At 68.0% G+C, this 2,647-nt stretch carries 2 protein-coding genes; one reads left to right on the top strand and one right to left on the bottom strand.

Annotated elements, in window-relative coordinates:
• The first annotated feature begins 119 nt into the window (after positions 1 to 119).
• Positions 120 to 932 carry a pyrroline-5-carboxylate reductase gene (gene proC / locus IG08_RS0153085; RefSeq protein ID WP_030621999.1) on the top strand — a complete coding sequence of 271 codons (813 nt, stop codon included), beginning with the start codon at positions 120 to 122 and terminating at the stop codon, positions 930 to 932.
• A 50-nt stretch (positions 933 to 982) separates the two neighbouring features.
• Here proC and trpS read toward each other — a convergent pair whose 3' ends face one another.
• A complete protein-coding gene (gene trpS, locus IG08_RS0153080) occupies positions 983 to 2,008 on the bottom strand; it encodes a tryptophan--tRNA ligase (RefSeq protein ID WP_030621997.1) in 1,026 nt (341 codons plus the stop codon).
• Positions 2,009 to 2,647: the final 639 nt, after the last annotated feature.

Genomic DNA, 2,647 nt, shown 5'->3' with positions numbered 1-2,647 from the left:
AAGAAAACCCCCCCCCCCCCCGCCCGCCGACATCCCGCCCACCGGACACCCCACCCACCCTGACGACCCCGGTGCGAGGATGACCCTGGACGACGCACCCCCCGGAGGACACCCCAGCCATGACCCAGAAAGTCGCAGTCCTCGGCACCGGCAAGATCGGCGAAGCCCTGCTCAGCGGAATGATCCGCGCCGGCTGGGCCCCGGCCGACCTCCTGGTCACCGCCCGCCGCCCCGAGCGAGCCGAAGAACTCCGCACCCGCTACGGAGTCAGCCCGGTCACCAACGCCGAGGCCGCCAAGACCGCCGACACCCTGATCCTCACGGTCAAACCGCAGGACATGGGCACCCTCCTCGACGAACTCGCCCCCCACGTCCCGGCCGGCCGCCTGATCATCAGCGGCGCCGCCGGTATCCCCACCTCCTTCTTCGAGGAGCGCCTCGCCGCCGGTACCCCGGTCGTCCGCGTCATGACGAACACCCCCGCCCTGGTCGACGAGGCCATGTCCGTCATCTCCGCCGGCACCCACGCCACCGCCGACCACCTCGCCCACACCGAGGAGATCTTCGGCGCCGTCGGCAAGACGCTCCGCGTCCCCGAGTCCCAGCAGGACGCCTGCACCGCCCTCTCCGGCTCCGGCCCGGCGTACTTCTTCTACCTGGTCGAAGCCATGACGGACGCCGGCATCCTGCTCGGCCTGCCCCGCGACAAGGCCCACGACCTGATCGTCCAGTCCGCGATCGGCGCCGCCACGATGCTCCGCGACAGCGGCGAACACCCCGTCAAGCTGCGCGAGAACGTCACGTCCCCGGCAGGCACGACGATCAACGCCATCCGCGAACTCGAGAACCACGGCGTACGAGCAGCCCTCATCGCCGCCCTCGAAGCCGCCCGCGACCGCAGCCGCGAACTGGCCTCCGGCAACAACAGCTGACCCGCAGCCGCCCCCTCCACTCAGGGGGGCGGCGCACAGGGACCGGCCTACTACAGCGCCGCACTCACCGCGATATCGGCAGCCGCCGGCAACAAGCCGATCGCCCGATACGCGGCATCAACGGTCGGCCGGGCCATCGCCCGGGCCTTCTCCGCCCCATCCCGCAGCACCCCCTCCACATAGCCAGGATCCGCGCACAACTCCTTGTGCCTCTCCTGCACGGGCCTCAAGACCTCCACCACAGCCTCCGCGGTGTCCTTCTTCAAAGAGCCGTACGACTCATATACACCGCTCAGCTCCGATGGGTTCCCACCAGTGCAGGCCGCGAGGATCTCCAGCAGATTGGCCACCCCGGGCCGGGACTCTCTGTCGTAGACGACCTCGTGCCCGCTGTCGGTCACGGCCCGCATGACCTTCTTCCGCGCCACATCCGGCTCGTCGAGCAGATAGACGATCCCCGGCCCCGCGTCGTCGCTCTTCCCCATCTTCGACGTCGGCTCCTGCAGGTTCATCACCCGCGCCGCCACCTTCGGAAGCGTGGCCCGAGGCACCACGAACGTGTGTCCGTACCGCTGGTTGAACCGCACCGCCAAGTCCCGCGTCAGCTCCACATGCTGCGCCTGATCGTCCCCGACCGGCACCTCGTCCGCCCCGTAGGCCAGGATGTCCGCCGCCATCAGTACGGGATACGTCAGCAGCGACAGCCGCACACTCCCGCCCCGCTCCCGCTCGCGCGCGGCCTTCTCCTTGTACTGGATCATCCGCCGCATCTCGCCGTCCGTGGCCACGCACTCCAGCACGTACGACAGCCGCGCGTGCTCGTCCACATGGCTCTGCACGAACACGGTGCACAGCTCCGGATCCAGTCCGGCCGCCAACAACAGCGTGGCCGCCTGCCGACTCAGCCGACGCACCCGCGCCGGATCATGATCGACGGTCAGCGCATGCAGATCGACGATGCAGAACAGGGACTCCGCCTGGTGCTGGTCGACCGCGACCCACTGCCGCATGGCTCCCAGGTAGTTCCCCAGCGTCAGGTGCCCGGTCGGCTTGATCCCGCTGAAGACCCGTGTCATCTCTCCACCTCCTGGTCGAGGCCGCCGCATCCGGCCGGCCGACCCTCCCGGAGGGAGAAACGAGAACGGCCGCCGAGGCGGCGGCCGTTGAGCGCATACGTGAGCACGGCCGCCGTCAGGCGGCCCACCACTGCTGGGTGCACGTACGCGTAGTCATGTCCCCGAGAGTACGCCTCCAGGTTCCCCTCCGGAGCTGAGTTGACACTCCCCACCCCGGTACGTAGTGTTCTCCGAGTTGTCCGACGTGAGCGCCGACCCCGGTCGGTCCCCGGACAGCCATTTCACAGGTACCAACCAACAATCGACGCGCAGTCGAACTGCCGTCGTGTCATTGGTGTGCGTATTCATGAAATGAGGAATCCACGTTCGAAAGGACGCGGCCCCCGATTAGCTCGGGAGCTGGGAATCCGCTAAAGTCTCACTCGTCGGAACGGCCCAACGGCCGCGAGGACAAGCCCCGCTGACTGGGGGTCAGGCCCGAAAGGATCTGATAGAGTCGGAACCGCCGGAAAGGGAAACGCGGAAGCGGAAACCTGGAAGGCACCGAGGAAATCGGAACCGGAAACGGTCTGATAGAGTCGGAAACGTAAGACCGAAGGGAAGCGCCCGGAGGAAAGCCCGCGAGGGTGAGTACAAAGG

Origin of the sequence: Streptomyces fulvoviolaceus, from assembly GCF_000718165.1 — a bacterium.
GTDB lineage: Bacteria > Actinomycetota > Actinomycetes > Streptomycetales > Streptomycetaceae > Streptomyces > Streptomyces fulvoviolaceus.
The sequence above is the reverse complement of the archived record's forward strand: the minus strand, read 5'-3'. Positions and strand labels throughout refer to the sequence as shown.